The sequence below is a fragment of the Bifidobacterium platyrrhinorum genome (genome assembly GCF_010667645.1).
GTDB lineage: Bacteria > Actinomycetota > Actinomycetes > Actinomycetales > Bifidobacteriaceae > Bifidobacterium > Bifidobacterium platyrrhinorum.
In genome coordinates this window covers 710,200-732,767 of record NZ_WHZV01000001.1, presented here as the reverse complement: position 1 = coordinate 732,767, position 22,568 = coordinate 710,200, and the positions used below count along the sequence as shown (strand labels likewise).

The window sequence follows — 22,568 nt, the reverse complement described above, 5'->3', positions numbered from 1 at the left end:
ATATTCCTGCGTAGCTCAGTTGGCAGAGCATCCGACTGTTAATCGGACGGTCACTGGTTCAAGCCCAGTCGCAGGAGCTTCTCCTTCACGGGTGCGAACCCGGGTCGGTGATAATTGAATATTCCTGCGTAGCTCAGTTGGCAGAGCATCCGACTGTTAATCGGACGGTCACTGGTTCAAGCCCAGTCGCAGGAGCCATGGAAAGCCCCGGAACATTCCGGGGCTTTCTGCATGACCGGCGTCATGCGGGGGACGATGCCGTCCGCCGTCCGCGTGCCGCCGGCGCGTCGCCGCGCGCGACGATACCATTGGAGACAGCGAGAACGGATACGGCAAGGAGGCCGTGGCCATGGACGTGAGAATCATGAGGATAGGACGCGGCATGTTCGCCGTGCTGCACAACGGCGTGGGGGCCGGCACGGTCCGCAAAGAGACCATCGGCATGCGCCGCATGTGGCTCGCCGACGGCGCCAACGGCGCGCAGGGCGTGTTCCCGTCGAAGAAGGTCGCCGCGGAATGGCTGGTCAAGCGCGCCTGATCCCACCCTCACGCCGCGGGGATGCCATTTCCGCGTTCGTTGGTCGAACGCCGCTTGCGCATGTCGTCGCGCGGTCCTATGGTGTGCACTGTTGATTACACGTCCAGGCCTGCACATTGGTAACGCGGACCCAGATAGCAAAGGACACCATCATGGCGCAAAGCTCCATCTCCATCACAGTCAACGGCGAAGCGAAGGAGGTGGAAGCAACCACCACCGGCGTCGAGCTGTTCGCGGACGACAAGAACATCATCGCGGTGCGTCTCAACGGCGAACTGCGCGACCTTTACACGCCCCTGGCCGACGGCGACTCCGTCGAGCCCGTGGCCCTCGACTCCGAGGACGGCCTCGGCATCATGCGCCACTCCGCGACGCACGTCATGGCCCAGGCGGTGCAGGAACTGTTCCCGAACGCCAAGCTCGGCGTCGGCCCGATCATCAAGGACGGCTTCTACTACGACTTCCAGGTCGACCAGCCGTTCACGCCGGACGATCTCAAGCAGATCGAAAAGCACATGCAGCGCATCATCAAGTCGTCGCAGTCCTTCCGCCGCCGCGTCGTGAGCGAGGAGGAGGCCCTCGCCGAGGAGGCCGACCAGCCGTTCAAGATCGAGCTGATCCAGGACAAGGAAGCGCATCTCGACCCGTCCACCGCCACCGAGATCTCCGGCAAGGAGCTCAGCTTCTACGACAACGTCGACCGTGACGGCAACGTCGTGTGGAAGGACCTGTGCCGCGGGCCGCACTTGCCGAACACCCGCTTCATCAAGGCGTTCAAGATCGAGCGCTCCGCCGCCGCCTACTGGCGCGGCAGCGAGAAGAACCCGACCATGCAGCGCATCTACGGCACCGCCTGGGCCTCCAAGGAGGATCTCAAGGCCTACCAGACGCGCCTCGAGGAGGCCGCCAAGCGCGACCACCGCAAGCTCGGCGCCGAGATGGACCTGTTCTCCTTCCCGGAGGAGATCGGACCGGGCCTGGCCGTGTTCCACCCGAAGGGCGCCGCCGTCATCAACGCGATGGAGGACTACTCCCGCGAGATGCACCGCAAGCACCACTACAGCTTCGTGCAGACCCCGCACATCACCAAGGGCGGCCTGTACGAGACCTCCGGCCACCTGCACTGGTACAAGGACGGCATGTACCCGCCGATGCACCTCGACGAGGAGCGCGACGCGGACGGCAACATCACCAAGCCGGGCGCCGACTACTACCTCAAGCCGATGAACTGCCCGATGCACAACCTGATCTTCAAGTCGCGCCAGCGCTCCTACCGCGAGCTGCCGCTGCGCCTCTTCGAGTTCGGCACCGTGTACCGCTACGAGAAGTCCGGCGAGGTCCACGGCCTCACCCGCGTGCGCGGACTCACCCAGGACGACTCCCACATCTACTGCACCCGCGAGCAGATGAAGGACGAGCTGACCAGCCTGCTCACCTTCGTGCTGAACCTGCTCAAGGACTTCGGCCTGTCCGACTTCTACCTGGAGCTGTCCACCAAGGATCCGGACAAGTACGTCGGTTCCGACGAGATCTGGGAGGAGGCCACCAACACGCTGCGCGAGGTCGCCGAGGCGTCCCACCTCGACCTCGTCGCCGATCCGGGCGGCGCGGCCTTCTACGGCCCGAAGATCTCCGTGCAGGCGCGCGACGCGATCGGCCGCACCTGGCAGGTCTCGACCATCCAGCTCGACTTCAACCTGCCCGAGCGCTTCAAGCTCGAGTACATCGCGAAGGACGGCACCCACCAGCGTCCGGTGATGATCCACCGTGCGCTGTTCGGCTCCATCGAGCGCTTCTTCGCCGTGCTGCTCGAGCACTACGCCGGCGCGTTCCCGGCGTGGCTCGCCCCGGTGCAGGTGCTCGGCGTGCCCGTCGCCGACGAGTTCGCCCCGCATCTCGCCGGCTTCGTCAAGAGCCTCGAGGACGAGATGGTCCGCTGCGAGATCGACTACTCCGACGACCGCTTCGGCAAGAAGATCCGCAACGCCTCCAAGTCCAAGGTGCCGTTCATCCTCATCGTCGGCGAGGAGGACATGAACAACAACGCGGTGAGCTTCCGCTTCCGCGACGGCAGCCAGCTCAACGGCGTCCCGGTCGACGAGGCGCGCGAGCAGATCCTCACCGTGATCAGGAAGCGCGTCCAGGTCAACTCCGCCGACGACTTCAAGGCCGCCGTGGCCGGGGAGAACGCCGCCGAGTGATCCTCCGGGGAGGGCCGGTCCCGGCCGTTTCGCGTCCATATGGATGCGTGGCGGGCCGGCCGTCCCCGCATGACACGGGCCGGCCTCGGGCGTCCTGCGTCCGGTCCCGGCCCGTGTTGTCGGCTTAACGCCATACAATCGTTTCGTTTGCCAGATATCCGATTCATAACCTGCTAGGAGCATTATGTCAGGTCATTCCAAGTGGGCGACCACCAAGCACAAGAAGGCCGCCATCGACGCCAAGCGCGGCAAGCTCTTCGCCAAGCTCATCAAGAACATCGAGATCGCGGCCCGCATGGGCGGCGGCGACCCGGACGGCAACCCGTCCCTGTACGACGCCATCTACAAGGCCAAGAAGGCCTCGATGCCGGCCGACAACATCAAGCGCGCCGTCAAGCGCGGCTCCGGTGAGGAAGCCGGCGGCGCCAACTACGAGGACATCGTCTACGAGGGCTACGCCCCCGCCGGCGTCGGCCTCATCATCGAGTGCCTGACCGATAACCGCAACCGTGCGGCCGCCGAAGTGCGTTCGACCCTGACCAAGGGCAACGGCTCGCTGGCCACCTCCGGCTCCGTCTCCTTCAACTTCGAGCGCAAGGGCCAGATCGTGGTCCCGTCCGAGGGCGTGGACTTCGACAAGCTGTTCGAGACCGCGGCCGAAGCCGGTGCCGAGGACGTCCAGGACGACGGCGAGGTCTTCACCGTCGTCACCAACCCGTCCGACGTGCACACCGTGCGCAAGGCCTTGGTCGACGCCGGCTTCGAGTACGACTCCGCCGATCTGGTCATGGCCCCGAAGAACGAGGTCGAGCTGTCCCTCGAGGACGCCCGCAAGGTCTCCAACCTCATCGACAAGCTCGATGACCTCGACGACGTGCAGAACATCTACTCCAACTGGACCGCCTCCGACGAGGTCATGGCCCAGCTCGACGAGGAGTAGTCCCACGTGATCATCCTAGGCGTCGACCCCGGGCTCACCCGCTGCGGGGTCGGCGTTATCGAAGCCGGCGCCCACCGCCGGCTTTCTTTTATCCACGTCGATGTCGTGCGCTCCTCGCCGGACGTGTCCCAGGACCTGCGTCTGCTGGCCATCTACAACGGGCTCGTCTCCAAGATCGAGGCCTACGCGCCGGACGCGGTGTCCATCGAACGCGTCTTCGCCCAGTCGAACCGCAACACGGTGCTCGGCACCGCGCAGGCGGCCGGGCTCGCCATGCTCGCCGCCGCCCAGCGCAACATCCCGGTCGCGCTGCATACGCCGACCGAGGCGAAGCTGGCGATCACCGGCAACGGACAGGCCCAGAAGATCCAGGTCGAACGCATGGTGACGCGCATCCTCAACCTCAACAGGATGCCCACCCCGGCCGATGCCGCCGACGCGCTGGCATTGGCGATCTGCCATGCGCTGCGTCCGGCCGGAGCGTTGCAGGGCGGCGAACGCGAGGAGCATCTCACGGCGGCCCAACGCCAATGGGCGGAGGCGTCCAAGAAGGCGACGAAACGTCGCTTCAACGCCGACCGCGGCATGTGACGCGTCCATGATCCCGTATGGCATGGCATGTGGGACACGGCCGCATGCGTCGGCATGTGACACGGTGCGGCGCGATGGTGTACACTGTCGAACAGTTGTTCGAAGGAGGCGCCATGATCGGTTCGTTGAAAGGCACGGTCGAAGCCGTGGATTCCCAGGCCGCCCTGATTGAGGTCGGGGGAGTCGGCTACGAAGTGCGCATGCCGTCCGCCGACCTGTCGCGCCTGCACGGGGGCGCGGAGGCGCGCGTCCACACCTATCTCAACGTCTCGCAGGACGCCATCATGCTGTACGGGTTCCTCGAACCCGCGGCGAAACGAACGTTCCTGCAACTGCTCAAGGTGTCCGGCATCGGGCCGAAGGTCGCCCTGTCGTTGTTGTCCACATTGAACCCCAATCAGCTCGCCAAGGCGGTGGCGGACAACGACGCCGCGGCCCTGACCAAGGCGCCCGGGCTCGGCAAGAAGGGCGCGCAGAAGATCATCCTGGAGCTCAAGGGATCCATCAACCTCGAGGAGATAGAGGGCACGGCGGCAGCGGTCACCACGGCGCAGCCCGAGGACAAGGGCGCCTTGCAGGTCGTCGAGGGCCTGATCTCCCTGGGCTGGCGGCAGCAGGACGCCGAACAGGCGGTGCACGCCGCATGCGCGGCCAACGGCATCGCCACGCCGCTGGCCGCGGAGGACGTGCCGCGCGTCCTCAAGCTCGCGTTGAACTCGCTGGACCGCGGCATCTGACGCCAGGCCCGCGTCGGACGCGACGCGTATGGAAACGGCATATCGCACATATCGACGGGACGGAGACGAACGGATGAACGAGCCCTACATCAGCGGCACGGTCGGGGAAGGCAACGAGAACATCGGCGCGAATGAGGAATCATTGCGCATGGTCTCCTCGCAGCCGGTCGGCAACGAGCCGGTGAGCGACGAGGAGCTGCGCCCGCATGTGCTCGACGGGTTCATCGGCCAGCCCAGGCTCAAGGCGCAGCTGCAGCTGTTCCTCGACGCCGCGCGCAAACGCGAGGTGCCGCCGGATCACATCCTGCTCGCCGGACCTCCCGGACTGGGCAAGACCACGTTGGCGATGATCGTCGCCAACGAACTCGGCGTGCCGATCCGTATCACCTCCGGCCCCGCCATCCAGCATGCCGGCGATCTGGCCTCGATCCTGAGCTCTCTCGACGCGGGCGAGGTGCTGTTCGTCGACGAGGTGCACCGCCTGCCTCGCGCGGCGGAGGAACTGCTGTACATCGCCATGGAGGATTTCCGCGTCGACGTGATGGTGGGCAAAGGGCCGGGCGCCTCGTCGATTCCGCTCACGCTCCCGCGCTTCACGATGATCGGCGCCACCACGCGCGAGGGCATGCTGCCGTCGCCGCTGCGCGCGCGTTTCGGCTTCACCGCGCACCTCGATTTCTATCCCGTCGGGGAGCTGGAGAAGCTCGTCGAGCGTTCCTCGTCGGTGCTCGGCATCGCGCTGGACGAAGGGTCCGCGCACGAACTCGCCCTGCGTTCGCGCGGCACGCCGCGTATCGCCAACCGTCTGCTGCGTCGCGTGCGCGATTGGGCGATCGTCCACGACCTGCCTTCGGTCGGTCCCGAGGACGTCAAGGAGGCGCTGTCCCTCTACCAGATCGACGCCGAGGGGCTCGACCGGCTCGACATCGCCGTGCTCAACGCGATCGTGCGCAACTTCAACGGCGGGCCGGTCGGACTCAACACCCTCTCCGCGATGGTCGGCGAGGAGTCCGAGACCGTGGAGACCGTATGCGAGCCGTACCTGGTGCGCGAGGGGTTCCTCATCCGCACGCCGAAGGGGCGCGTGGCCACCGAGAAGGCGTGGGCCCATCTCGGCATACGGCCCACGGAGGATGTTGTCAACAAGCTTTTCTAGACTGTTGGACTTGGACTAGTCGTTTCCGATCGGAAGGAATTCCCCTCAATGGATGCCAATATGCTTTTCATCGTCGTGCTCGTCGTGGTCATGGGCGGCATGATGTGGTTCCAGTCCAAGAAGAACAAGGAACGCCAGCAGCAGGTCAAGGACTTCCGTGCCAACCTCAAGCCCGGTACCGAGGTCATCACCATCGGACAGGTCATCGGCAAGGTCGTGTCCGTCGACGAGCAGTACGAGGAGATCGTCATCGATTCCGAAGGCTCACTCCTGCGCTTCTCCTACAGCGGCATCGCCAAGGAATACACCCGCCCGGCATACGTCTCCGACGACGAGGTCGACGAGGAGGGCAACCCGCTTCCCCAGGATGAGCAGGACGCCGACGTGAACGATTCCGCCGAAAGGGCCGGTTCCGCCGACGACCAGCAGACGCAGGATACCGGCGCGAACGACGAGGCGCAGGTGGACGTCGACGAGGCCGTCGAACAGAACAACGCCAAGGAAGGCAAGTGAGACCATGACCGGCGACATCACCATCAAGGCGCTGGACAAGGTGGGTGCCGAGGACGCCGAATACCTCGTCTCTCTCATCCGCTCCATCCCGGGCTTCCCGAAGGAAGGCATCATCTTCCGCGACTTCATGCCCGTGCTTGCGGACGCGCGCGGGCTGGATGTGCTCATGCGCGCCCTCGAGGCGGCGCTGCCCGTCCCCGCCGACGAATTCGACTCGATCGCCGGACTCGAATCCCGTGGATTCCTCTTCGGCCCGGCCCTTGCCCACCATCTCGGCAAGGGGTTCATCGCGATCCGTAAGGCCGGCAAGCTGCCCCCGGAGACCATTGGCGAATCCTATGAGCTGGAATACGGCACCGCCAGCGTCGAGATCGAGACCATGGCCGTCAGACCGGGGGAGCGCGTGCTCATCGTCGACGACCTCATCGCCACGGGAGGCACCGCCAAGGCCGGCGCCGACCTCATCGAGAAGGCCGGCGGCAAGGTAGCGGGCTTCAGCTTCGTGATGGGCCTCGACGGCCTCGACGGCCTCGCCAAGCTCGGCGACGTGCCCAGCAGCATGCTGGTCTCCATGCCCGCCTGATTCCATACATTTTTCCGGCCGCCGAACGTCGCAGGACGACCGGCGGCCCGTCAACACCACCACCAATCACACGGAAGAGCCATGGATCTTTACGAATATCAGGCGCGCCAGCTGCTTGAGGAGCAGGGCATCCCCACGCCGAAGGCCATTTACGCGCAGAACTCCCATGAGGTCGCCGAAGCCGCCGAACAGCTCGGCTATCCCTGCGTCGTCAAGGCGCAGGTCAAGATCGGCCACCGCGGCCAGGCCGGCGGCGTCAAGCTCGCCAAGACGCGCGACGAGGCCATTCTGGACGCCGAGGACATCCTGCCGATGACCATCCACAAGCACAAGGTCAACGGCGTGCTTGTGGCCGAGGGCAAGAACATCCTCCACGAGTACTATGTCTCCATCTCCGTGGACCGTACCTCCCGCGACTACGACGTGCTCGCCACCGCCAACGGCGGCACCGAGGTCGAGGAGATCGCCAAGGAGCATCCGGAGGCGGTCAAGCGCCTGCACATCGAGGCCCTGGACGACTTCGATCTCGCCGCCGCCACGAAGATGGCGGAAAGCATCGGCTTCTACCACGCCGACGTCGATCAGGCGGCGCAGATCCTGCTCAAGATGTGGAAGTGCTTCAAGGAGAACGACGCCACGCTCGTCGAGATCAACCCGCTCGCCAAGATCGGCGACCCGGACGACGAATCCTCGAAGAGCCTGTGCGCGCTCGACGCGAAGATCTCCCTCGATGACAACGCCGCGTTCCGCCATGACGGTTGGAAGCGTTTCGCCGATCCCCTCGCCAACGACGAGTTCGAACGCCGCGCCAAGGACCACGGCCTGCATTACGTGCACCTCAACGGCCAGGTCGGCGTGATCGGCAACGGAGCGGGCCTCGTCATGAGTTCGCTCGACGCGGTGTCCGGAGCGGGAGAGGAGCAGGGGACCGGCATCAAGCCCGCGAACTTCCTCGACATCGGTGGCGGCGCGTCGGCCGAGGTCATGGCCGCCAGCCTCGAGATCGTCGTCTCCGACCCGCAGGTCGAATCCGTGTTCATCAATGTCTACGGCGGCATCACCTCCTGCGAGCAGGTCGCCAAGGGCATCCTCGAGGCCATCGACACGCTTGGCGGAACCAAGCCCATCGTCGTGCGCTTCGACGGCAACGCGGCGGCCGAGGGTCTCGCCATCCTCGCCGAATCACGTAATCCGAACGTGCACGTCGCCGAAACCATGGAGGAGGCGGCGCACCAGGCCGCCCGCATCGCGGCCGACGCCATCGCAGCCAAGGAGGCCAACTGATATGACGCTCTTCATCGAAGACGACGCACCCGTCATCGTGCAGGGCATGACCGGCCATCAGGGCATGACGCACACCGCGCGCATGCTCAGGGCCGGCACCAACATCGTCGGCGGCGTCAACGCCCGCAAGGCGGGACTCGACGTCACCTTCCCGGCCGCCCGTGACGGTCAGGACGCGACCATCCACGTGTATGCCTCCTGCGCCGACGCCAAGGCCGCGACCGGGGCCAAGGCCTCCGTCGTGTTCGTCCCCCCGCGCTTCGCCAAGGACGCAGTCGTCGAAGCCATCGAGGCCGGCATCGAACTCATCGTCGTGATCACCGAAGGCATCCCGGTCGCCGATTCCGCGTACTTCGTCGAGCTCGCATTGCGCCACGGCGTGCGCATCGTCGGACCGAACTGCCCGGGTCTCATGACCCTCGCGTCCTCCGAGAACACGCATGGTGTGAACCTCGGCATCATCCCCGACGGCATCGTCGGCCGCGGCCCGCTGGGTCTCGTCTCCAAGTCCGGCACGCTCACCTACCAGCTCATGGGCGAGTTGAGCGACATCGGCTTCACCGCATGCCTTGGCGCCGGCGGCGACCCGATCGTCGGCACGACCCTGCTTGAGGCCCTGCAGGCGTTCGAGGCGGATCCGAACACGAAGGCCGTCATGATGATCGGCGAGATCGGCGGCAATGCCGAACAGGACGCCGCACAGTGGTCCGCCGAGCACATGACCAAGCCGGTCGTCGCCTACATCGCCGGATTCACCGCCCCCGAGGGCAAGCAGATGGGCCATGCCGGCGCCATCGTCTCCGGCGGCAAGGGCACGGCGAAGGACAAGAAGGAGGCGCTTGAGGCCGTCGGCATTCGTGTCGGACGTACGCCCGGCCAAGCCGCCGACATCATGCGTGAGGTGCTCGCGGGTCTCGATCAGTGAAACCGGATCGTCTTTCCGCCATCATCAAAGGCGCCCTGGCCGCATTGGGCGCCATGGCGTTGTACGCCATCTCGCTGGGATGCTTCATCGCGTTGATGCTGTTGGTCATCTCGATGGAGGAGGGAGGCGAAAGCCTGCCCTCCTCCGCCCTGCCGCTGACCGAAGCCGTCATCCTGCTCAGCCAGGGGACGGGGTTTACCGCCGGCACGACGGTCGTCGCCATCATGCCGTTGCTGCTGACGCTGCTTCTCGTGGCGCTTGTCGCGCAGTGCGCGTCCCGAGCTGGGGTGACCCCCCTCAGCTGGGGCAGCGGGGCCATCGTGTGGATCGGGCTCAACCTCATGGGTTCCGGCGGCACCACCGTTGCCTTGCACGACACCCCGTTCGCCATAGCGGGAAAAACGGCATGCGTATGGACCATCGGATGCCTTATCGCGGCCATGCCGGCCGCGAAGCCGCTCGCACGCCTGCGCGGATGGTCCCGCGAACGCGTGCCGGAGGCGGTGCGGGGGACGGCCCTGCTGACGGCCGTGCTCGCGGGGGCCCTCGCCGCCGCCCTGTTCATCGCCGGATTCGTCGCATGCGTCATATGGATCGTGCGCGGATGGCATGGCATGACCACGCTGTTCGCCTATGACGGCATGGAGAACGGATCGCGTGTCCTGACCACCATCGCTTCGTGCGCATGGCTTCCCAACCTCGTCGCATGGGCCGTCTCGTGGCTCGCCGGCGCCGGATTCCACATCGGCGATCTCGGCTCATTCACCATGTGGGCCGGCCAGTCATCGTCACTGCCGCCCTTGCCGGTCTTCGGCCTGCTGCCGGAAGGCGTGGCCGACGACCGTATCCGGGTGGCGCTGCAATGCGTGATACCCGTCATCGCGGGCGTGCTGGCCCTGCTCGCCATGCTGCTGCCGGGGCCCATGAAGATCCGCCCGGTGAAACCCGGTGACGACGATGCGGCCAAACGTCTCATCGTCATGATGCTGCGGCATCTCATCTGCCTGTGCATGGCCGCCGTGCTGACGGTCGCGGTCTGGTGCCTGTGCTTCCTGCTCGCCGATGGTTCGCTTGGCGTCCATCGTCTCGCCCACGTGGGCGTGGATATCATGCCATCCGCCCGATCGCTCGCGCGTTTCCTCGCATTCGGCCTCGCCGCGGCGTGGCTTGCCGTCGCCGTGGCGGTTGCGGCCATCTACGGGATACACTGGATTGTCGGGCATCGCGCGGCCGTGACGCATGATGGCGCACTTCCCCCGGAACGGGGCCACCGTACCGGGAAATCCCGTGATGATGCGGATGCCGCACACCGTGGTCCCAAGGGCCGCAGGAGCGCGGGCTCCGCCTCCGTCGGGACGAAGACGGACACGGAACGGGACGCCGGCGATGGGGACACCGCCGCAAGCACCTCGACGTCCGGCGTGCGGAAGGCCCGGTCGATCCGCTCCGAACGCAGCGTGCGGTCGGAGGCCGATGCGCGGGACGACCACGAACGCGGCGACCGTCGTGCGGCGCGTACCATCCGTTCGGCACGAGGAGCGGCCTCCGGCCGAACCGACGCCGGTAATGACAAGCTTGACCAACCAACCAAGGAGGAAACCGATGACAACAACGAATCGTCCGATTAAGAGGGCGCTGGTCTCCGTCTTCCACAAGGAAGGCATCGAGGTCCTCGCCGAGGCCTTCGTCAAGGCCGGCACCGAAGTCGTGTCCACCGGCTCGACCGCCAAGCGACTCGCCGAACTCGGCGTGCCCGTCACCGAGGTGAGCGAGGTCACCGGTTTCCCCGAATGCCTCGACGGTCGCGTCAAGACGCTTGATCCGCACATCCACGCCGGCATCCTCGCCGACATGACCAACCCCGACCACGCCGCCCAGCTGCAGAAGTTCGGCATCAAGCCGTTCGACCTGGTCGTCGTCAACCTGTATCCGTTCGCGGACACCGTGCGCTCCGGCGCCGACGAGGCGGCCACCATCGAGAAGATCGACATCGGCGGTCCGTCCATGGTGCGCGGCGCCGCGAAGAACAGCGCCACCGTCGCCATCGTCACCGACCCGGCCGACTACGCGCTGGTCGCCGCACGCGTGGAGAACGGCGAGGGCTTCAGTCTCGAGGAACGCCGCTGGCTGGCCGGCAAGGCGTTCGCCCACACCGCCGCCTATGATGCGACGATCAACGAGTGGACCGCCAAGCACTGGCCGAAGCCCGCCACCATCGCCGAGACCGACCACGACGACGAGGACCATCCGGTCGACGACGCCAAGTTCCCGGCCGCGTTCACCCGCACCTGGGACCGAACGCACATTCTGCGCTACGGCGAGAACTCCCACCAGCAGGCCGCCCTCTACCTCGACCCGCTCGACCAGACCGGCTTCGCGCACGCCGAGCAGCTCGGCGGCAAGCCGATGAGCTACAACAACTACGTGGACGCCGACGCCGCATGGCGCGCCGTGTGGGACATGGCTCCGTCCATCGCCGTGGCGGTCGTCAAGCACAACAACCCGTGCGGTCTGGCCATCGGCGCCACCGCGGCCGAGGCCCACCGCAAGGCCCACGCCTGCGATCCGGTGAGCGCCTACGGCGGCGTCATCGCCTGCAACACCACCGTCACCCTGGAGATGGCGGAGAGCGTCCGCCCGATCTTCACCGAGGTCATCGTCGCCCCCGCCTACGAGGACGCCGCCCTCGAGCTGCTGAAGACCAAGAAGAAGAACCTGCGCATCCTCAAGGTGGCCGAGCCGCCGAAGGGCCATACGCAGTTCCGCCAGATCGACGGCGGCCTGCTCGTGCAGGACATGGACCTCATCAACGCCACGGGCGACGATCCGGATGCGTGGAAGCTCGTCTCCGGCGAGGCGGCCGACGCCGACACGCTCAAGGACCTCGTGTTCGCCTGGCGCGCCATCCGCTGCGTCAAGTCCAACGCCATCCTGCTCGCGCACAATCAGGCGACCGTCGGCATCGGCATGGGCCAGGTCAACCGCGTCGACTCCTGCCATCTGGCCGTCGAACGCGCCAACACGCTGGCGGACGGCGCCGACCGCGCCACCGGTTCGGTGGCCGCGTCCGACGCGTTCTTCCCGTTCGCGGACGGCGCCGAAACGCTGATGCAGGCCGGTGTGAAGGCCATCGTGCAGCCCGGCGGCTCCATCCGCGACGAGGAGGTCATCGAGGCCGCGAAGAAGGCCGGCGTGACGATGTACCTGACCGGCACCCGCCACTTCTTCCACTGATCGATGAACAGGGCCGGCCATATCCTCTTCCAACGGGGATACGGCCGGCCCTGTCGGCATGACACCGCAACCCGCAAACGCACGCAAACCAGACAAACGCACCGAGGTACAGGCATGAAAAACCATCCCTTCGTCTCCGAAGCCCATGAGGGCAAGCCATGGTTCGAGTGGATCGTCGCCGCGCTGGTGGTCTCATCCGGCGTGCTCGCGGCCCTCGGATACACGATGGCCGCCACGGTGCTGATTTCCGTGACGGCCATCGTGACCGGGCTGGTGCGGCTCATCCTGCGTGAGCGCAGCCCATGGAAGGTGCGATCAGTCGCGTTCGACTCCTTCATCGGCATCTGCCTCGGCGTCGGACTGCTGGCCACCTACTTCAGCGTGTACATCATCCTGTGAGGATTCGCCCTGCGCGTCCCCGGCACCGGCCGTCGGCTCCTTCCCGGAACCGGCGGCCTCGTTGTATTCGGTGAGCTGGGCCGGATCGTCGCCCTTCGCCTTCGGAGCCACGGCCATCTGCTGCAGCAGCATGGCGAGCGACACAAGCGCGGCGGCGAGCACCGGGCAGATCCAGAACACCCACAGCTGGGTCAGCGGTTCGACCTCGAGGCCCTGTCCCTGGGCGAACAGGGCGATGCCGGTCGCGCGGGCCGGGTTCAGCGCGGCGCCGGTCACCGGGAAGGTGATCGCCGCGCCGATCGCGTAGGCGGCGCCGGTCGCCGCGGCATAACGCTTCGTACCGTAGGTGGCCATGGCCACGCCCACGATGATCAGACCGGCAACGAGCTCGACGGCGATGGCCTGCGTGACCGAGAAGCTCAGACCATACTGGGTGAGTGTGCTGTAGGCCACGGAACCCTTGTCGAAACCGTTGACCGTGGTGGTGAGCCACTGCTTGATGGTCACGTTCTCGGAGGTCGGCAGCAGGACCTTGACCAGCAGGCCGGCCAAGGAGGCGCCGATGACCTGGAAGACGATGTAGAGGATGCCGTCGACCACCTTGGTCCTGCCGGCGATCATCGCCGCCACGGTGACCGCCGGGTTGAAGTGCCCGCCCGAGACGCCGCCCAGCGCCAGCGCGGCGGCGGCGTACGCGAGACCGGTGCCCAGCGCCACATAGGCGAGGTTGAGCTGGAAGATGATGGAGCCGAACGTGCTGAGCACGTAGACGGCGAAGCAGATCAGGAAGGCGCCGACCAGTTCGGCCCCCACGCGAAGCGGCCACGGCTGTTCCTTCGTAGTTTCAGATGTCATGAATATCCTTCGATTCTGTTCGTATGCGTATCGTCGGGCGCGGCCCGTCGAACGGTTGCCAGTGTAGCAAGCGCGCCGCCGGGCCGCGGTATCCGCGGGGTACGGTAGCATGGACAGGTTGGAAATACCCCTAGGCCACGTTGGGAGAACGATGCCAAACGCATATTCCCGCGCCATGAAAGCGCATGAAAGCAACAACGAAGGAATCCGACTGCAGAAGATCCTCGCACAGGCCGGATTCGGTTCCCGCCGCAAGTGCGAGCTCATGATCACCGAAGGCCGCGTCGAGGTGGACGGCGAACTCGTCACCGAACTCGGCACGCGCGTCGATCTCGCGCATCAGCAGGTCCGTGTCGACGGATCCCGTGTGCGCATCAACCCGAACCACGTCACCCTCGCGCTCAACAAGCCCAAGCGGGTGCTCTCCGCCATGGAGGATCCGAAGGGCCGCTACACGCTGCGCGACATCGTGGGCGACAAGTACGAGCGTATCTTCCACATGGGCCGTCTGGACTACGATTCGGAAGGCCTGATCCTCATGACGAACGACGGCGAGCTCAGCCAGCACGTCATGCACCCCAAGTACGAGGTCGAGAAGACCTACATCGCCACGGTCGAAGGCAAACTGTCCGGCACCGTGTGCCGCCGTCTGGTCAGGACCGGTGTGCAGCTCGACGACGGCTGGATCAAGCTCGACCACTGCGCGATCATCGACCAGAACCGCGACGCCACGATCGTCAAGGTCGTGCTGCACTCCGGCAAGAACCGCATCGTGCGCCGCATCTTCGGTTCGATCGGCTTCCCGGTCAAGCGTCTGGTGCGCACCCAGATCGGCCCGATCAAGCTCGGCGAGCTCAAGTCCGGTTCCTACCGCGTGCTCAGCCAGGCCGAGGTCCGCTCCCTGTCGAAGGCGGTGGGCCTGTGATCCGCGTCGCCATCGACGGTCCCGCCGGCGTCGGCAAGTCCTCGACGTCCAAGGCGCTGGCCAAGTACTACGGTTTCGCCTACCTCGACACGGGCGCCATGTACCGCGCCTGCACGTGGTGGTGCCTGCATCAGGGCATCGACCTCGACGCCGAGACGGTCGACGAGCGCCTCGTCACCGAGACGGTGGGCGAGTTCTTCACCGGCGACCACTTCGACATCGGCGTGGACCCGGACGCCCCGTCGGTCACGGCCGACGGCGAGGACATCTCCGAGGCGATCCGTTCGTCCGAGGTGTCGTCGCACGTCTCCAAGGTGTCGAACGTGATCCCCGTGCGCAACGTGCTCATCGCCGCCCAGCGCGCCTACATCGCGCGCGAGGCGTCCGCCGACTCGTTCTCCGGCGGGCTCGGCATCGTCGCGGAGGGCCGCGACATCACCACCGTCGTCGCCCCGGACGCCGAGGTGCGTGTGCTGCTGACCGCCCGCGAGGAGGTCCGTCAGGCGCGTCGCACCGGACAGGCCGTCTCCGGCGTGGGCGCGGAGGACGTCGCCGCCCGCGACCGCATGGATTCGAAGGTGACGAACTTCACGACCGCCGCCGACGGCGTGACCACCATCGACAACTCCGACATGGACTTCGCCCACACGCTCGACGCGCTCGTCGCGCTCGTCGACGAGGCCATCGAGGAGCAGGAGTACAAGCGCTACGCCGCGAACCTCGAAGGCTACGACTTGGACGAGGGCGACGAGGCGCTGATCGACGGCACCGGCTACGGAGACGCCTCCCGTGGCTCCGGTCCCAAGCAGGTCGGCGTGCTCGCCATCGTGGGCCGTCCGAACGTGGGCAAGTCGTCGCTCGTCAACCGCATCCTCGGCAAGCGCGTCGCCGTCGTCGAGGACACGCCCGGCGTGACCCGCGACCGCGTCAGCTACGACGCGGAATGGGCGGGAACCGATTTCAAGCTCGTCGACACCGGCGGCTGGGAGGTCGATGTCGAAGGCATCGACTCGGCCATCGCCTCGCAGGCCGAGGTCGCCGTGAACCTCGCCGACGCGGTCGTACTCGTCGTCGACGGGCAGGTCGGCCTGACCGACACGGACGAACGCATCGTGCGCATGCTGCGCGCGTCCGGCAAGCCCGTCACGCTCGCCGTCAACAAGGTCGACGACCGCGAGAGCGAGTACCTGGCCGCCGAATTCTGGAAGCTCGGATTGGGCGAGCCGTATCCGATCTCCGCCATGCACGGCAGGGGAGTGGGCGACCTGCTCGACGTGGCGCTCGATTCGCTGCGCAAAGCCGAGAAGACCTCCGGATACCTCACGCCCTCCGGGCTGCGCCGCGTCGCGCTCGTGGGCCGTCCGAACGTGGGCAAGTCGTCGCTGCTCAACCAGCTGGCGCGCGAGGAGCGCACCGTCGTCAACGACCTGGCCGGCACCACGCGCGACCCGGTCGACGAGGTCATCGACATCGACGGCGAGGACTGGCTGTTCATCGACACCGCCGGCATCAAGCGCCGCCAGCACAAGCTCAAGGGCGCCGAATACTATTCGTCGCTGCGCACCCAGGCCGCCATCGAACGCTCCGAGCTCGCGCTCGTGCTGTTCGACGCGTCCGTGCCGATTTCCGACCAGGACCTCAAGGTCATGAGCTCCGCCGTGGACGCGGGCCGTGCCATCGTGCTCGTGTTCAACAAATGGGATGCGATGGACGAATTCGACAAGCAGCGTCTCGAACGCCTGTGGATCACCGAGTTCGACCGCGTCACGTGGGCCCAGCGTGTGAACCTGTCCGCCAAGACCGGCTGGCACACCAACCGTCTTGCCAAGGCCATGCGCGAGGCGCTGGAATCGTGGGACAAGCGCATCCCCACGGGCAAGCTCAACGCGTTCCTCGGCCAGCTGCAGGCCGCCCACCCGCATCCGCTGCGTGGCGGCAAGCAGCCGCGCATCCTGTTCGCCACGCAGGCCTCGACCCGTCCGCCGCGTTTCGTGATCTTCGCCACCGGCTTCCTCGAGCACGGCTATCGCCGATACATCGAGCGTTCGCTGCGTGAGGAGTTCGGCTTCGAGGGTTCGCCGATCCAGATTTCGGTGAACATCCGCGAAAAGAAGAAGCGCAAGTAGCCGCGATTCGAGTCGTCGGTGAGACCGTTTGTGGAATCGCCGTTCCCGATGGACACATGCCGTCGTCGGGAACGGCGATTTCGTTACACGTGCGACGTGTGGCATGCCTACATGGATTCGCATTCGCACAGTCCATTGCCGGATGAGGCGGGATACGCGGCCTATCGGGCATGGGTGGATGGGCTGTTCGACCGGCAGGCGGTCGACGGCGTGCTGACGGACGACACCGTCTGCATGGTGGCCAGCGAACTCGTTCGTCTTTGATCTCCGAGACGGCCGCCGGACGGCCGGTTCGGGAACGGCTACGATGTGTCGGCATACCTGCGATTCCACGCCGGCAGGTGGTGCCGACGCACGACAGTAAGGAGGAGCACCATGGCCATCGCGTTCACCGAGGAGAGGACGTTCAACTGGATAATAATCCGGTTTGGTAATGGGGTCTCCTGAAAGTGGTACCGGGTGTAGCGTCTGGCTGGTACTGGTGTGTTGTTTCCCGTAGCGTCTTTCAGTGAAGCAGTCCGATGGCGGGCCGCTTCGTTGAAAGGAGGCCGATGATGGCCGTGAATTGGAAACAGATTATGATCATGCGTCTCAAGGGGGTGAGTCAGGACCGGGTGGCCGGTGCCGTGCGGTGCAGCAAGCGCGACGTGGCGCGTGCGTCCGGGGTCATCCGCGAGCATGGCGTGACCATGGAGACGTTCATGGGCATGGGTGACGCGCAGGTGCGTGAGCGTTGGTTCCCCGCCAAGCCGCGCGGGGCGGACGCCTCGTACGCGCAACCCGACATGGACGCGTACGTGCAGCGCAAGGGCGCGTACCGCAAGCTGCCGGTCAAGTTCCTGTGGTACGACTACCGGCGCAAGGCCGAGCCGACCGGTTTGAGGACGTATTCGTACCAGGCGTTCTGCCGCATGTTCGCCCTGCGCTGCGATCAATTGGACGTCACCGCCCGTTTGGAGCACCGACCCGGGGAGAAGGCGTTCATCGACTGGTGCGGGGACTGCGCGCATCTGACCGACCCCGTCACCGGCAGACGCTCGAAGGTCCAGGTGCTGGTGACGGTCCTGCCGTATTCGGGCCTGATGCACGTGGAGGGATTCCCGGACCAGCGCATGGACTCGTGGCTGACCGGGGTGCGGCACGCGCTGGAGGCGTTCGGCGGTGTGCCGAACATCCTCGTGCCCGACCAGTGCGCCACCGCCGTGGATCGTATGCCGCGCGGGTCCGGCGAGGTGAGGGTCAACCGGCAGTTCGCCGACTTCGCCGAGCATTACGGCACCGCGATCGTACCGGCACGAGTCGTGCGCCCGCGTGACAAGGCGCTCGTCGAGGCGGCCGTGAACCTCGTCGAGCAGTGGGTCATCGCGCCGGCCGACGAGACGGGGTCGTTCCGACGGCTCGAGGAGTTCAACGAACACGCGCTCGGACGGGCCGCGTGGCTCAACGACCGGAAACCGCAGAACGGCGGCCCGTCCAGACGCGAACGCTTCGACGCCGGGGAGGCGCGGATGCTGCTGCCCCTCCCAGCGGAGCCGTTCGAGACCTGCCGGTGGAGGAAGGCCAAAGTGCCCGCGATACTGCCACATCCGCATCGAGCACATGAACTACTCCGTGCCCCACCGTCTGGCCGGGCGAATCCTCGACGTGAAGCCGGCCGCCACCAAGGTCACCGCATACGACGACGGCGTGGAGGTCGCCTCCCATTGTCGCCTGCACGGCGCGTACGGTCAATACGCGACCGTCCCCGATCACATGCCCGAACGGCACAGGGACATGAGATCGCCCTGGTCGAGGGAGAGGTTCGAGTCATGGGCCGACGCGATCGGCCCCGAGACGGGAACGGCGATACGACGCCTGCTCGACTCGAGACCCGTGGTCGAGCAGGCGTTCGTGCCCTGCTCGAACATCCTGAACCTGTCGCGCAAGTACGGGCCCGCACTCGTGGAGAAGGCCAGCACGGAATGCAACCGGCAGGACCACGCCATCAGCCTAACCGGCATGAGGCACCGCATCCTCGCCATCCGCGACGGCGAACGCGACGGACGCCGGGACACCCACGCCATACCGGACGCCGTGCGCGACGACGCCGGCGGCATCGGCAGGGTGCGTGGCGCCGACGCCTACAAGCGCACGAAAGCGGGTGAATGAGACGATGACGATCCTGACCGAGGACGACTTCAGCCTGTTCACCAGATTCAAGATCCGCGCCATGGGCGACAAACTGCGCGAGATCATCGACGACGAGTCCATGGACCACATGGGCTTCGAGGAGAAGATCAAGCTCATGCTCGACGCCGAGACCATCGCCAGAAGCGACCGCAAGGTCGAACGGCTGATCGGACAGGCGCGGTTCAAATACAAGGACGCCAGCATCGAGGGCATCCAATACCCTCCCGACCGCAAACTCAGCAGGGAACGGGTCGAACGGCTCGCGACCTGCCAATGGATACGTGACCGGGAGACCCTGATCATCATCTCCAGCACCGGATCGGGCAAGAGCTACATCAGCCAGGCGCTCGGCAACGCCGCCTGCCGGCAGGGCATCCCCACCCGCTACACACGCCTGCAGGACATGCTCGAACAAATCAACCGCGCCAGACTCGACGGCCAGGGCGAGTACTACCGCAAGGTCGACGAGTTCAAGACCATCCGGCTGCTCACCCTCGACGACTTCCTGACCCCCCGATCACCGCGGCCGACAGCGTCCTCGTGTTCGAGATCATGGAGGCCCGCAACGGCACCGGGGCCACGCTCATCGCCAGCCAATGCGAACCCGGGCAATGGTACGTGCGCATCAGCAGCGAGCTCATCGCCGACAGCACCCTCAGCCGCATCACCGGAGCCGCCAGATACCTCGAACTCGAAGGCCCCGACATGCGACGCAGACCCCACGACACCGAAACCAAATAACCCCCTGCCACCACTCGCCGCCGGTACCAGTCACACGGTACCGGCGGTACCACTTTCAGGAGACCCCATTACCAAACCGGATTATTATCCACGGGGGGGGGTCATGGCCCGTCGCGTGGGTCGTGTCAGTCTGCCGCTAGTTTAGCCTTGTATGATTCGCCCCAGTTCCACATAGCGTCGATGACGGGTTTAAGGCTCTGGCCGGTTTCAGTCAACGAGTATTCCACACGTGGCGGTACCTCCGCGTAGACTTCGCGGCGCACGAGACCATCATTTTCCATCTGGCGCAGATTCGAGGTGAGGACCTTCTGCGAGATATGGCCGATTGAGCGGCGTAACTCGCTAAAACGCCTAGTGCCGTCCAGCAGGTCACGGATGATGAGGACCTTCCATTTGTCAGAGATGAGCGTGAGTGTTGTCTCCACAGGACACGCCGGAAGCATGTTGACATTGACCATAGCCAAACCACCTAAATACGTTGGAATAATCCAATAGTTCCTTTTTGGTTACTATAGCACTTTATTGTTCCTTCTTCCATTACTGGCTGTACTCCAATATCATGCATCATGTCAGCAGGACAACAATACAATCCATCAAAGGAGCACATCATGACCAAGAACATCGCAGTCGTCGCCGCCAACGGCAAGGCCGGACAGCTCATCGTCAAGGAGGCCGTCGAGCGCGGGCTCGACGTGACCGCAGTCGTACGTGGCGAGAACAGGACCGCGGCCCAGCATGCGATTGTCAAGGACCTGTTCGACCTGACCGCGTCCGATCTCGCCGGCTTCGATGTCGTCATCGACGCATTCGGCGCATGGACGCCAGACGCCCTGCCGCAGCACGCCACCTCCCTGAAGCATCTGGCAGATGTTCTTTCCGGCACCGACGCCCGGCTGATCGTGGTCGGCGGAGCCGGCAGCCTGTACCTCAACCCGGAGCACACGCTGCAGCTGAGCCAGACGGACACCTTCCCGGCCGCGTTCGTGCCGCTCGCCACGGCGATGGGCGAGGCCCTCACCGAGTTGCGAAAGCGCGACGACGTCAAGTGGACGTACGTTTCCCCCGCCGCCGATTTCCAAGCCGATGGTCCGCGCACCGGTGCATACGTGCGGGCCGGCGAGGAATTCACCACAAACGAAGATGGCCAGAGCGCCATCAGCTACGCCGACTATGCCATCGCTGTCATCGACGAGGCGATCGCCGGCCCGTCCGATGCGCATGTGGACGAACGCATCTCCGTACGCTGGTAGCCGACGTTCGCAGCCGATAACCGGAAAGCCCCTCTTCCCGGGATGTTTCAGTAAATACAAAAAAGCCGGCACCCAACGCCAAAGCAGGCGATGAGTGCCGGCAATATTGGTTCATACTGAGGCTTCATCCTTGCTCAGTTTGCCGCTGAACGCTTGGTTGACCAGCGTGTAGATGGCTTGGGCGACGCCGATGACGCCGGTGAGGACGATGCCCCAGCCGTAGCCATGGAAGCCGTTGGTGGCGGCGATGGCGATGACGCCGAGCAGGATGCTTACTCCGAGGCCGGTCAGGCCCACGTAGTCGGCGGGGATGTACTTCTTGAACGCTTGCACGAGTGCGGGCGCGATGAGGGCGACGATAATCGTCTCGTGGACACCGCCAAACGGGGCAAGGTGTTCATCTGCTCGTGCGGCCACGACTTCACGTCGCTGAGCGTCATGCAGGAGCACATCCGCTACGCCGACAAGATCGAGGTGGACGAGCATGAGTGAGCAGCATCTCATCGTCACCGAATACGACGGCCGGTTCCACTGGTGGTGCTCATGCGGCTGGGATATCGGCAGCCGCGTCCAGCTCCACCAGCACCTCGGCAATATGAAAGGGGTGCGGCCATGACCCGATACTGCGCGAACCATGACGGCAACCATGCGGGCGGGGTCAACGTGTGCGCGGCCTGTGCCCGGAAGTTCCGCGAGGCGTTGGGTTCCATAGCCGTGGATGCGCCGGCCCTGCTGCTGATCGCCGCACGTCAGGCCGGCACCGGCGACAACGACCGTACGGGAGTGCGCAGCAGATCGGCGCACGCGCCGCTGTTGATCCGCGAACAGGCATGGGAACTCTACTGCCAAGCGGAGGAACTGGTACGGCTCGCGGCGCTCCAGTGCGGCTGTCCGCCGGCAACGAGACGAACGGCCAGCGTGCCCGAGCTCGTGCGCGCCATCCTCTCCGACGACAAGCCATTGCTTGCGGCATCGGACGCGCGAGAATGGTGGAGGGACATCGTGGAGGTGGCCGGCAAGGTGAACCGCATGGTGGATCCGCCGGCCACGCGTGTGGCGTTCGGCGCGTGCCCGTTCTGCAAGCACGGCGTCGTCTGGGGCGCTCCACGAGGCCACATGGGCGAATGCCGCACGTGCGGCGCACAGGTGAACCGCACCTACGTCGCCGACCAGCTGCTCGACAGGCTCGCTAAATCCGAGAAGAAAGGCACACCCAAGCAGCTGAGCCGCGAATGTGCCAAGGCCGGCATCCGGCTGCCGGCCGCGACCATCCGCACATGGATCCATCAGAAACGCCTCACACCCGACCAACACGGCCACGTCACGCTCAGCAGTATCGTGCCCCTGTTACACAGACGAGCCCGTTAAAAACAATTAGGGTCTCTTCCCGTCAAGGGGAAG

General features: G+C 65.6%; 25 protein-coding genes, 2 tRNA genes and 1 pseudogene. 25 read left to right on the top strand and 3 right to left on the bottom strand.

Annotation, left to right across the window (positions count from 1 at the left end):
• Positions 1-4 precede the first annotated feature (4 nt).
• The 15 genes from GFD21_RS03220 to GFD21_RS03150 all read left to right on the top strand — a co-directional run bounded on the left by GFD21_RS03220 (position 5) and on the right by GFD21_RS03150 (position 13,101).
• A tRNA-Asn gene (locus GFD21_RS03220) sits at positions 5-77 on the top strand.
• Positions 78-122: 45 nt separating this feature from the next.
• Positions 123-198, top strand: a tRNA-Asn gene (locus GFD21_RS03215).
• 151 nt (positions 199-349) lie between these two features.
• A complete protein-coding gene (locus GFD21_RS03210; protein WP_163196459.1) occupies positions 350-538 on the top strand; it encodes a hypothetical protein in 189 nt (62 codons plus the stop codon).
• A 152-nt stretch (positions 539-690) separates the two neighbouring features.
• Positions 691-2,739, top strand: coding sequence for a threonine--tRNA ligase (gene thrS, locus GFD21_RS03205; RefSeq protein ID WP_163196458.1), 2,049 nt, complete (start codon positions 691-693; stop codon positions 2,737-2,739).
• Positions 2,740-2,923: 184 nt separating this feature from the next.
• Positions 2,924-3,679 (top strand): YebC/PmpR family DNA-binding transcriptional regulator, encoded by a 756-nt coding sequence (locus GFD21_RS03200; RefSeq protein WP_163196457.1) that lies wholly within the window; start codon positions 2,924-2,926, stop codon positions 3,677-3,679.
• A gap of 6 nt (positions 3,680-3,685) precedes the next feature.
• Positions 3,686-4,270 carry a crossover junction endodeoxyribonuclease RuvC gene (gene ruvC, locus GFD21_RS03195; protein ID WP_163196456.1) on the top strand — a complete coding sequence of 195 codons (585 nt, stop codon included), beginning with the start codon at positions 3,686-3,688 and terminating at the stop codon, positions 4,268-4,270.
• A gap of 113 nt (positions 4,271-4,383) precedes the next feature.
• Positions 4,384-5,007 (top strand): Holliday junction branch migration protein RuvA, encoded by a 624-nt coding sequence (gene ruvA / locus GFD21_RS03190; RefSeq protein WP_163196455.1) that lies wholly within the window; start codon positions 4,384-4,386, stop codon positions 5,005-5,007.
• 73 nt (positions 5,008-5,080) lie between these two features.
• Entirely contained in the window at positions 5,081-6,163 is a 1,083-nt protein-coding gene (gene ruvB / locus GFD21_RS03185; protein ID WP_163196454.1) for a Holliday junction branch migration DNA helicase RuvB, read from the top strand.
• Between the two features lie 60 nt (positions 6,164-6,223).
• Positions 6,224-6,676, top strand: a complete 453-nt coding sequence (locus GFD21_RS03180) for a preprotein translocase subunit YajC (RefSeq protein WP_225431555.1) — start codon at positions 6,224-6,226, stop codon at positions 6,674-6,676.
• Positions 6,677-6,680: 4 nt separating this feature from the next.
• Complete coding sequence (locus tag GFD21_RS03175) at positions 6,681-7,259, top strand: adenine phosphoribosyltransferase (RefSeq protein WP_163196452.1); 579 nt, start codon at positions 6,681-6,683, stop codon at positions 7,257-7,259.
• An 81-nt stretch (positions 7,260-7,340) separates the two neighbouring features.
• A complete protein-coding gene (gene sucC / locus GFD21_RS03170; protein ID WP_163196451.1) occupies positions 7,341-8,543 on the top strand; it encodes an ADP-forming succinate--CoA ligase subunit beta in 1,203 nt (400 codons plus the stop codon).
• Between the two features lies 1 nt (position 8,544).
• Positions 8,545-9,468 carry a succinate--CoA ligase subunit alpha gene (gene sucD / locus GFD21_RS03165; protein WP_163196450.1) on the top strand — a complete coding sequence of 308 codons (924 nt, stop codon included), beginning with the start codon at positions 8,545-8,547 and terminating at the stop codon, positions 9,466-9,468.
• Complete coding sequence (locus GFD21_RS03160) at positions 9,465-11,096, top strand: cell division protein PerM (protein ID WP_163196449.1); 1,632 nt, start codon at positions 9,465-9,467, stop codon at positions 11,094-11,096. Before sucD ends, GFD21_RS03160 begins: the two co-directional genes overlap by 4 nt.
• Positions 11,071-12,702, top strand: coding sequence for a bifunctional phosphoribosylaminoimidazolecarboxamide formyltransferase/IMP cyclohydrolase (gene purH / locus GFD21_RS03155; RefSeq protein ID WP_163196448.1), 1,632 nt, complete (start codon positions 11,071-11,073; stop codon positions 12,700-12,702). Before GFD21_RS03160 ends, purH begins: the two co-directional genes overlap by 26 nt.
• 114 nt (positions 12,703-12,816) lie before the next feature.
• Complete coding sequence (locus tag GFD21_RS03150; RefSeq protein ID WP_163196447.1) at positions 12,817-13,101, top strand: DUF3017 domain-containing protein; 285 nt, start codon at positions 12,817-12,819, stop codon at positions 13,099-13,101.
• On the opposite strand, the gene GFD21_RS03145 is transcribed toward GFD21_RS03150, so the two are convergent.
• Positions 13,018-13,956, bottom strand: a complete 939-nt coding sequence (locus tag GFD21_RS03145) for an MIP/aquaporin family protein (RefSeq protein ID WP_163196446.1) — start codon at positions 13,954-13,956, stop codon at positions 13,018-13,020. The genes GFD21_RS03150 and GFD21_RS03145 overlap by 84 nt on opposite strands.
• Positions 13,957-14,107: 151 nt before the next feature.
• Here GFD21_RS03145 and GFD21_RS03140 point away from each other — a divergent pair, with 151 nt between their 5' ends.
• The 6 genes and pseudogenes from GFD21_RS03140 to GFD21_RS03120 all read left to right on the top strand — a co-directional run bounded on the left by GFD21_RS03140 (position 14,108) and on the right by GFD21_RS03120 (position 20,062).
• Positions 14,108-14,881 (top strand): pseudouridine synthase, encoded by a 774-nt coding sequence (locus tag GFD21_RS03140; protein ID WP_163196445.1) that lies wholly within the window; start codon positions 14,108-14,110, stop codon positions 14,879-14,881.
• Positions 14,878-17,007: a bifunctional cytidylate kinase/GTPase Der gene (der, locus tag GFD21_RS03135; RefSeq protein ID WP_163196444.1), complete on the top strand. Its 2,130-nt coding sequence runs from the start codon at positions 14,878-14,880 to the stop codon at positions 17,005-17,007. Before GFD21_RS03140 ends, der begins: the two co-directional genes overlap by 4 nt.
• Positions 17,008-17,118: 111 nt before the next feature.
• Positions 17,119-17,271 (top strand): hypothetical protein, encoded by a 153-nt coding sequence (locus GFD21_RS03130; RefSeq protein ID WP_163196443.1) that lies wholly within the window; start codon positions 17,119-17,121, stop codon positions 17,269-17,271.
• 257 nt (positions 17,272-17,528) lie between these two features.
• Positions 17,529-18,476: pseudogene (istA, locus tag GFD21_RS11400) on the top strand (IS21 family transposase); the annotation flags it as partial.
• Positions 18,477-18,606: 130 nt separating this feature from the next.
• Positions 18,607-19,155, top strand: coding sequence for a Mu transposase domain-containing protein (locus GFD21_RS11050; protein WP_225431620.1), 549 nt, complete (start codon positions 18,607-18,609; stop codon positions 19,153-19,155).
• A gap of 4 nt (positions 19,156-19,159) precedes the next feature.
• Positions 19,160-20,062: an ATP-binding protein gene (locus GFD21_RS03120; protein WP_163196441.1), complete on the top strand. Its 903-nt coding sequence runs from the start codon at positions 19,160-19,162 to the stop codon at positions 20,060-20,062.
• Here GFD21_RS03120 and GFD21_RS03115 read toward each other — a convergent pair.
• Positions 20,043-20,375 (bottom strand): winged helix-turn-helix transcriptional regulator, encoded by a 333-nt coding sequence (locus GFD21_RS03115; protein ID WP_163196440.1) that lies wholly within the window; start codon positions 20,373-20,375, stop codon positions 20,043-20,045. The genes GFD21_RS03120 and GFD21_RS03115 overlap by 20 nt on opposite strands.
• Positions 20,376-20,525: 150 nt before the next feature.
• On the opposite strand from GFD21_RS03115, the gene GFD21_RS03110 reads away from it, so the two are divergent.
• Complete coding sequence (locus GFD21_RS03110; protein ID WP_163196439.1) at positions 20,526-21,167, top strand: SDR family oxidoreductase; 642 nt, start codon at positions 20,526-20,528, stop codon at positions 21,165-21,167.
• Between the two features lie 111 nt (positions 21,168-21,278).
• Here the strand turns inward: GFD21_RS03110 and GFD21_RS10950 are convergent, their stop codons facing one another.
• Complete coding sequence (locus GFD21_RS10950; RefSeq protein WP_404801544.1) at positions 21,279-21,500, bottom strand: hypothetical protein; 222 nt, start codon at positions 21,498-21,500, stop codon at positions 21,279-21,281.
• Positions 21,501-21,536: 36 nt separating this feature from the next.
• Here GFD21_RS10950 and GFD21_RS11245 point away from each other — a divergent pair, with 36 nt between their 5' ends.
• From GFD21_RS11245 to GFD21_RS11045, 3 genes are read left to right on the top strand one after another with little or no spacing between them, the layout of a single operon-like run.
• On the top strand, positions 21,537-21,659 hold the full coding sequence (locus GFD21_RS11245) for a hypothetical protein (RefSeq protein ID WP_263862633.1): 123 nt from the start codon (positions 21,537-21,539) through the stop codon (positions 21,657-21,659).
• On the top strand, positions 21,652-21,783 hold the full coding sequence (locus GFD21_RS11240) for a hypothetical protein (protein WP_263862632.1): 132 nt from the start codon (positions 21,652-21,654) through the stop codon (positions 21,781-21,783). Before GFD21_RS11245 ends, GFD21_RS11240 begins: the two co-directional genes overlap by 8 nt.
• The gene (locus GFD21_RS11045; protein WP_225431552.1) at positions 21,780-22,535 is read left to right on the top strand and encodes a hypothetical protein; all 756 of its coding nucleotides are present in this window, start codon (positions 21,780-21,782) and stop codon (positions 22,533-22,535) included. Before GFD21_RS11240 ends, GFD21_RS11045 begins: the two co-directional genes overlap by 4 nt.
• Positions 22,536-22,568: the final 33 nt, after the last annotated feature.